General features: G+C 67.2%; 8 protein-coding genes. 6 read left to right on the plus strand and 2 right to left on the minus strand.

Annotated features, from left to right (window positions below; translation table 11 throughout):
• Nucleotides 1-181: 181 nt before the first annotated feature.
• Nucleotides 182-415: a glutaredoxin family protein gene (locus EX88_RS0122490; protein ID WP_036149863.1), complete on the minus strand. Its 234-nt coding sequence runs from the start codon at nucleotides 413-415 to the stop codon at nucleotides 182-184.
• A 169-nt stretch (nucleotides 416-584) separates the two neighbouring features.
• On the opposite strand from EX88_RS0122490, the gene EX88_RS0122495 reads away from it, so the two are divergent.
• From EX88_RS0122495 to EX88_RS26650, 4 genes are all read left to right on the plus strand, one after another.
• Nucleotides 585-1,988: an L-serine ammonia-lyase gene (locus EX88_RS0122495; protein WP_031374228.1), complete on the plus strand. Its 1,404-nt coding sequence runs from the start codon at nucleotides 585-587 to the stop codon at nucleotides 1,986-1,988.
• Nucleotides 1,989-1,995: 7 nt separating this feature from the next.
• The gene (locus EX88_RS0122500) at nucleotides 1,996-2,721 is read left to right on the plus strand and encodes an alpha/beta fold hydrolase (RefSeq protein ID WP_031374229.1); all 726 of its coding nucleotides are present in this window, start codon (nucleotides 1,996-1,998) and stop codon (nucleotides 2,719-2,721) included.
• Between the two features lie 145 nt (nucleotides 2,722-2,866).
• Nucleotides 2,867-3,250, plus strand: coding sequence for a hypothetical protein (locus EX88_RS26320; protein WP_152566427.1), 384 nt, complete (start codon nucleotides 2,867-2,869; stop codon nucleotides 3,248-3,250).
• Between the two features lie 53 nt (nucleotides 3,251-3,303).
• Nucleotides 3,304-3,462: a c-type cytochrome gene (locus tag EX88_RS26650; RefSeq protein WP_161786173.1), complete on the plus strand. Its 159-nt coding sequence runs from the start codon at nucleotides 3,304-3,306 to the stop codon at nucleotides 3,460-3,462.
• Between the two features lie 45 nt (nucleotides 3,463-3,507).
• On the opposite strand, the gene EX88_RS0122510 is transcribed toward EX88_RS26650, so the two are convergent.
• Nucleotides 3,508-3,963: a hypothetical protein gene (locus EX88_RS0122510; protein WP_152566428.1), complete on the minus strand. Its 456-nt coding sequence runs from the start codon at nucleotides 3,961-3,963 to the stop codon at nucleotides 3,508-3,510.
• A gap of 103 nt (nucleotides 3,964-4,066) precedes the next feature.
• On the opposite strand from EX88_RS0122510, the gene EX88_RS26325 reads away from it, so the two are divergent.
• Both EX88_RS26325 and EX88_RS27395 read left to right on the plus strand, forming a co-directional pair.
• A complete protein-coding gene (locus EX88_RS26325; RefSeq protein ID WP_152566429.1) occupies nucleotides 4,067-4,402 on the plus strand; it encodes a hypothetical protein in 336 nt (111 codons plus the stop codon).
• A 1,029-nt stretch (nucleotides 4,403-5,431) separates the two neighbouring features.
• Nucleotides 5,432-7,489 (plus strand): glycosyl hydrolase family 18 protein, encoded by a 2,058-nt coding sequence (locus EX88_RS27395; protein ID WP_051885447.1) that lies wholly within the window; start codon nucleotides 5,432-5,434, stop codon nucleotides 7,487-7,489.
• Nucleotides 7,490-7,993: the final 504 nt, after the last annotated feature.

Consider the following 7,993-nt stretch of genomic DNA (forward strand, 5'->3'; position numbering starts at 1 on the left):
AAAAACGGCGCGCATCCCTGCGCGCCGCCCTCCGGGTCTTCGATTGCCTTCGCTAGCTCGCCGCGACGCACAGCAACAGCAACAGCAGAATCTTTACGGCAACGGCAAATCCCCCCTGCCCCCCTTTTTCAAAGGGGGGAGCAGCAGCGAGGCGCGCAACCAGTAGACGCAAGCCGATCCCTCATTCCTCACCCGTCCGCCCCAACAACAGCGCCACCGCCGCCGCATCGAACGGCCAATCCAACTCCACCCCACCCGCCTCATCCCGCAATACCGGCACCCGCATCCCGTACAGCGCCTCCAGGCCCTCGTCCTCGTCGATGAAGACGCTCTCGAACTCGGGCGCGCGCGCCTGCGCCAGCACCTCCAGCGCGAGATCGCACAGGTGGCAGTCGTCGCGCTGGAACAGGGTCAGGGCGGGAGCGGTCGTGATCACGGCAATGCGGCGCAGTATGGCGTCGGGAACAGGTCGACCTGCGTAGAATAAGCGGCTCCGCGCCTCCCGCGGCATCGCGGTCCGGATGCCGGCGGCGCGCGGTCCGCCAGCATCGTCCGACTTCTTCCTTCGTTGGAGCAGCAAGCCCGTGGCAGTCAGCAGTTTCGACCTGTTCAAGATCGGCATCGGCCCGAGCTCGTCCCACACCGTCGGCCCGATGCGCGCCGCCGCGCGCTTCATCGAGCGCTGGCTCATCGAAGGCTGCAACAGCGAAGCCGAAGGCGCCGACCTCGCCCGCACCGCACGCGTGCGCGCCGAAGTGTTCGGCTCGCTCGCGCTGACCGGCCGCGGCCACGGCACCGACAAGGCCGTGCTGATGGGGCTGGAAGGCCATTGGCCGAACCAGATCGATCCCGACATCATCCCGGCCGCGCTCGAACGCATCCGCAGTACCAAGCGCATCCGTTTGTTCGGCCGCCACGAGATCGGCTTCGACGAGAAGCACGATCTGATCATGAACAAGCGCCAGAAGCTGCCGTTCCACACCAACGGCATGCGCTTCACCGCCTACGACGCGGCCGGCGAAGTCATCGCCACGCGCGACTACTACTCGGTCGGCGGCGGCTTCGTGGTCAACCAGGACGAAGCGGCCGAAGACCGCATCGTTGCCGACACCACCGATCAACCCTATCCCTTCCATTCCGGCGACGAGCTGTTGGCGCAGGCGCAACGCAGCGGCCTCAGCATCGCCGAGATGATGATGGCCAACGAGCGGGTCTGGCGCAGCACCGAAGAAATCAACGACGGCCTCGACGCGATCTGGAACGCGATGCAGTCCTGCGTCGCGCGCGGCATCCGCGAAACCGGCACCCTGCCCGGCGGCCTGCACGTTTCGCGCCGCGCGCCGGCCTTGTTCGACGAACTGTCGAGCAAGCCCGAAGCGGCGATGCGCGATCCGCTGACCGTGCTCGACTGGGTCAACCTGTATGCACTCGCGGTCAACGAAGAGAACGCCGCCGGCGGGCGCGTCGTCACCGCGCCGACCAACGGCGCCGCCGGCATCATTCCCTCGGTGCTGCACTACTACGACCGCTTTTGCCCCGGGGCCAACCTGCAGGGCGTGCGCAACTTCCTGCTGACCGCGGCCGCGGTCGGCATCCTGTACAAGGAAAACGCCTCGATCAGCGGCGCCGAAGTCGGCTGCCAGGGCGAGGTCGGCGTGGCTTGTTCGATGGCCGCGGCGGGTTTGGTCGGCGCCCTCGGCGGCACCCCGAGCCAGATCGAGAACGCGGCCGAAATCGGCATGGAGCACAACCTCGGCCTGACCTGCGACCCGATCGGCGGCCTGGTGCAGATTCCCTGCATCGAACGCAACGCGATGGGCGCGGTCAAGGCGATCAACGCCTACCGCATGGCCATGCGCGGCGACGGCAAGCACAAGGTCAGCCTCGACAAGGTCATCAAGACCATGCGCGACACCGGCCGCGACATGCAGGACAAGTACAAGGAAACCTCACGCGGCGGCCTGGCGGTCAACGTCATCGAGTGCTGAGGCCGGGATGAGCGCGATGCGCTGCATCGTGCTGCCCGGCATGGACGGCACTGGCGAACTGCTGTCGGATTTCGTCGCGGCGATGGCGCCGGCCTTCGACACCGAGGTCGTCGCCTACCCGCGCGACCGCATCCTGGGTTACGAGGAACTGGTCGAATTGGTGCGGCCGCGAATGCCGGCCGACGAACCCTATCTGTTGATCGGCGAGTCGTTCTCCGGCCCCATCGCGATCCGCCTCGCCGCATCGAAGCCGCCGCGGCTCGCCGGCCTGGTGTTGTGCGCATCGTTCGCCCGCGCGCCGCGGCCGCCGGGCTCGCCCTTGAACGCCGCAACGCTGGCGCGGCTCGCCGGGCTGCTGCCGTTGGCCCGCATGCCGACGCGCTGGGTCGCCGCAACCATGCTCGGCCGCTGGTCCTCGCCGCAATGGCGCGCGCGCCTGGGCCCGCTGCTGGCATCGCTCGATCCGGCAGTGATGCGCCATCGCCTGCGCGAAGGCGGCGCGGTCGACGTCACAGCGGCCCTGGCCGAGATCGCCTGCCCGCTGCTGTACCTGCGCGCCCGTCACGACCGCCTGGTGTCTCGCGACAGCTGGCGGCGCGTCGCCGAGGCCCGGCCGGACGCGCACGGCATCGAGATCGACGCGCCGCATTTCCTGCTGCAGGCCCGCGCGCGCGCTGCGGCGGCGGCCATACGCGCCTGGCGCGACGAGTTCGCGAGCGCAGGCGGCGACTGAGCCCCGGCCCGCAACGGCGCGGCCGGCCTCGCAAGGCAGTTCGGCGGCGTGGAAGCGCGGCGAGTACCTGGTCGAAACGCTCGGCCATTGCGGCGAATGCCACAGCCCGCGCGGTTGGCTCGGCCAGGTCGACCGCGACCGCCCATTGACCGGCAACGACGAGCTCGGTCGCCTTGCCGCGCCCGACCTCACCCCAACCGGTCTGGCGGCGCGAGGCTGGGACCGCGCGAGCCTGCGCGCTTATCTCGCCACGGGCACCGCAGTGCCAGCGGTGGCCTCGGACGAAATGCTCAAGGTCGTGAACCTGTCGACCACCCGGCTCGACGGCAAGGACCTCGGTGCCATCGCGACCTATCTCACCGGCGATTCGCCCCGCCCGGCCACGACGCTTGCGCATCCGGCCGTCGCAGCCGCCGCCTCGCCTGCGCAGGATCGTTATTTCGCCTTATGCGCCGGTTGCCACGGCCGCGGCGGCCACCGGCCCTGCGCGGCAACAGCAGCCTCCGCGATGCGAATCCGCACAACCTGATCGCCGCCATCCTCGACGGTTTGCCCGAGCACGACCTCCCGGGCTCGGAACGCATGCAGGACATGCCGGGCTTCGGTCAGCAACTCGACGACGCCCAGGTCGCCGAACTCGCGAACTGGCTGCGCGCCCGCTACGGCGGCCGCGACGAGCCGGTGCTCGCTGATCGCGTACACGCGCTGCGTTCGGCAACGCCGGAGTCGGAGCATCGTTGAGCCCGGCCGGCGCTCAAGCCGCCGGCGCTCGCGAACGCGCCGGCCTCAGTCGTCGTAGGCCTGGGTCGACGGCGTTTCCACGATGCGCGGATCGTCGGGGCGGGTGGCGTAGTCGCGCGGGCTGACCAGCTTCATCGCGCAGTCCGCCAGGTCGCCTTCGATCAGGATCGCGGCGCCCCGCAATTGCACGTGCACGGCCTGCTTCGAACGCCGGCCATCGCGAGTGAAGTAGGTCGCGCGATGGCCGCGCAGCACCACCGCGTTGGCGCCTTTCTCCTGCGCCACCTCGGCGAGACGGTTGAAGGCCAGCCGGTAACTCACCGGCGTCGGCATACGGTCGATCGTGCCCTCGCTGACCCGGCTGCCGGCTTCGATCTCGACCGTATCCAGCTTTCGATGGGGACAGCTCGGCGCTTCGACGATCACCGGCGGCGTCGCCAAGGCCGGCATCGCCCCCATCAAACCGCATAACGCCACAGCGCCCAACACTCGCAGATCCATGCTCGTCCCCTGGTGGCCGGCCGTGCGCCGGAAGCCTCGGACTATAGGGGCAAGCGGCGCGGCGATTTGTAACAGATCTCGATGCTGTCGCCCGGGCGTCGGCTTGGCCGATCACCGCCGTGGGGACGCGGCTTGGATTTTCCCCTTCAAGGAGAAGCGCCGGTGCGCAAACCCATCCTCGCCGCATTGCCGGCGCTGCTCGCGCTGTCGTCGGGCGCTGCCGAACCGGCGGCGCCCCTCGTTCGGCCTGAAACCCGAAGGCTTCGGCTATCCGCGATCAATCGCGATCTCGCCTCGGCCGAACTCAAGCCGAAACATCGCACACTCGACCTTGATCGAATTCGACGAACTCGACCGTTCGCCGCAAGTCGAAGCGCCCGAGCGCTTCAATCGCCGCCGCCTCGAAGCGCTCGGCGCGCCTCGTGGTCGCAGCTTGTGACCGAAGTAAATCCAATCGGACCCCGCTCCTACCCCCAAGCCGTCGCAGCCGTACGATTACCGTCGCCGTCGCCGTCGCTGTTGCTGTTGCTGTTGCTGTTGCTGTGCGCAGCTTCGCACTAGCGAAGGCAATCGAAGACCCGGAGGGCGGCCTGCATGGATGCAGGCCGTTTTTCATCGGGACAGGGACGTCCCGTATGTAAGGGAATCCAGACGGACTTTTGTTGCTTATGACAAAAGAAAGTAACCCGCCGCTTCAGCGGCGGAAGCTTTTGGCGTTTGATCTTGGTCATGCTTGAGAGAAACGCAGCAAACCCGAAACAACGCGGTCGCGGCTTGTGACCGAAGGAAATCCAGCAGGACGCCGCTCCTACCCGACAAGCTGCGACCGCCATCGGCGCGACATTGACAAGTCGCGAACACGCGTCGCCGGCACCGCCCCTCATCGACGCCCGCGGCATCGCCGCCATCTCGCGCACTCCCGATGCTGCACCGCGCCATAGCACTCGACTGTCGCCGGCAATGACTTGCGATGGGCATTAATGTCTTTGAGACATCCCTCTATGTCACTGTTTTTCAAGATCAACAAGTTTCGTTTCGCGCTGCGACGCAGCAAATTCCTTTGCATTCGGCGAACGTTGTCATGGCGTTCTGTGAACCAGAGCGCAAAGGCTTGAATGACGAGTTGACAACGTTGTCACACGAGCCCAGTTTGCCCACCAGCGAGCAGGCGCCCGTCCGGGCGTACCCAACGCAGCGTCATCGCAGGGAGGATGCCGAGGGATCGCGGCCCAGCCGCACAGCGACACCGCGTACGACCGGCCTATCGCACCGGTCGCGCCGCCACGGCGGCAGTACGCCGCAGGACCGCAGCACAGCACACGACGGCGCGAGCGCCGATCACTCGAGGAGGCACGAGCCTCCCATGCAGGACGGAAGGCCACGGCCTTTTTTCAAACACGGCGGGGAACTGCCGCTGGCCGGTCATGGCCGGCACTGTCTTGACTATGCACGGGAGAGAGGAAGCATCATGAGACACGCACGGTCCGCCAACCTGCTGTTGCTGTCCGCCATGTTCGCCGCGTCGTCGCTATCGACGGCGTATGCGCAGGGCGCGTCCTGCACCGGGGTTCCTGCCTGGAACCCCTCCACGATCTACAACGCCGGCGACAAGCTGACGTACCAGAACCATCTCTATCAAGCCGCCACGCAGATCTGGAACACGCCGCCGACGCATTGTCCGAGCTGCGGCTGGTACGTCGACCTGGGCGTCTGCGGCACCGGCCCCGGCAATCAGTCGCCGACCGTTTCGCTGACCGCGCCGAGCAACGGCGCCAACTACAACGCCGGCGCCAACATCGCCGTCAGCGCCAACGCCGCCGACAGCGACGGCAGCATCGCCAGCGTCGAGTTCTTCCGCGGCACCGCTTCGCTCGGCGTCGATACCAGCTCGCCCTACGGCGTGAGCTGGAACAACGCGACCGCCGGCAACCACAGCTTCACTGCAGTGGCCAAGGACAACCAGAACGCGACCACTACTTCGTCCGCGGTCAGCATCACCGTCGGCGCCGGCCCCACCGACACCACGCCGCCGAGCGTGCCGAGTGGGCTGTCCTCGCCGTCGCAGACCTCCAGCAGCATCTCGCTGGCCTGGAACGCATCGACCGACAACGCCGGCGGCAGCGGCGTGGCCGGCTACGACGTCTACCGCAACGGCAGCCTGGTCGGCTCGCCGAGCGGCAACAGCTATGTCAGCAGCGGCCTGGCCGCCAGCACCAGCTACAGCTTCACCGTGCGTGCGCGCGACAACGCCAGCAACGCCTCGGCGCAGAGCGCATCGTTCAGCGCGACCACCAAGCCGACCGGTCCGGGCGGCAACAAGAAGGTGATCGGCTACTTCGTCCAGTGGGGCATCTACGGCCGCGGCTACCGGGTCAAGAATATCGACACCAGCGGTTCGGCGGCGAAGATGACCCACATCAACTACGCCTTCGGCAACGTCCGCAACAACCGCTGCGAAGTCGGCCTGACCGTGCCTTCCGATCCGAACACCGGCGTCGGCGGCGACGCCTTCGCCGACTACACCAAGTCCTTCCCGGCCGGCGAAAGCGTCAGCGGCGTCGGCGACACCTGGGACCAGAAGCTGCGCGGCAACTGGAACCAGCTCAAGCAGCTCAAGGCCAAGCACCCGAATCTCAAGGTGCTGATTTCGCTCGGCGGCTGGACCTGGTCGCGCGGCTTCTCCAGCGCGGCGCGTCCGGAGAACCGCCAGGCCTTCGTGGCTTCGTGCGTCGACGCCTACATCAAGGGCAACCTGCCGGTCACCGACAGCGCGGGCGGCCCGGGTGCGGCGGCCGGCGTGTTCGACGGCATCGACATCGATTGGGAATACCCGGTCGCCTGCGGCATTTCCTGCGGCGCGCCGGAGGACAAGGCCAACTTCAACGCTCTGATGGCCGAGTTCCGCAAGCAGCTCGATGCGGTGCGTCCGGGCCTGTTGCTGACCGTCGCCGTGGGCGCCGGCATCGACAAGATCCGCGTCACCGACCCGGCCGCGTATCACCAGTACCTCGACTTCATCAACGTGATGACCTACGACTTCCACGGCGCGTGGGATCCGAAGACCAACCATCACTCGGCCCTGTTCGCCTCGCCGAACGATCCTTCGACCGGCGACCAGAAGTTCTACAACTCCAACGACGCCATCGAAGCCTTCCTGTCGCGCGGCGTGCCGGCCTCCAAGCTCAACCTCGGCATCGGCTTCTACGGCCGCGGCTGGACCAACGTGCCCAACGTCAATAACGGCCTGTACCAGAGCGGCACCGCGGCACCGGGCACCTACGAAGCCGGCATCGAGGACTACAAGGTCCTCAAGAACCTCGCCGGCACCGTCCACACCGACGCCAACGCCACTGCGAGCTGGAAGTACAACGGCACCACGTTCTGGAGCTACGACACCCCGGCCGTGATCGGCCAGAAGATGACCTACGTGAAGGCGCAGAACCTCGGCGGCGCATTCTTCTGGGAGTTCAGCGGCGACGACGCCCAGGGCAGCCTGGCCACCGCGGTCAGCGACGGTCTGAAGTAAGGCGGCCTGAAGTAAGACGGCATGAGGTAATCCGCACCCGGCAATGCCCTCTCCCCTCGCGGGAGAGGGCTTGCGGATGAGGACATCGAATCGCGCTTCCCACCGCAGGTGGATGCCGCAACCGTTCTACGCGACACGTTCTACGAAGGCACGCCGCTTGGCGCGTCCTCGGTACAGTTTTGCAAAGCCGCGGCGAGCGATACGTCGCGGTGATATGCAACGGAGCGCCGATCATCCCCCCGATCGGCGCTCCGATTTCGTTTTTGGGGGGCGCAGTCCACCGCCCCCTTGTAGGAGCGGCGTGAGCCGCGACCGCGGGATGTGCAGAGGCTGCGCCGCTGCCCTTATTCATCGAGGCCGCAGACTGTCGCGAGGGTAGGAGCGACGCGAGTCGCGACCGCGTCGCGGCGATTGCTGCGTGTCTTACCGCAGAGCGATGTAGCAACTTCAAGAGCAGAGCTTCCGTCCGCTGACGCGGCCGGGTTACTTTCTTTTGCTAAGCCC

The sequence above is a fragment of the Lysobacter antibioticus genome (assembly GCF_000731095.1).
GTDB classification, from domain to species: domain Bacteria; phylum Pseudomonadota; class Gammaproteobacteria; order Xanthomonadales; family Xanthomonadaceae; genus Lysobacter; species Lysobacter antibioticus_B.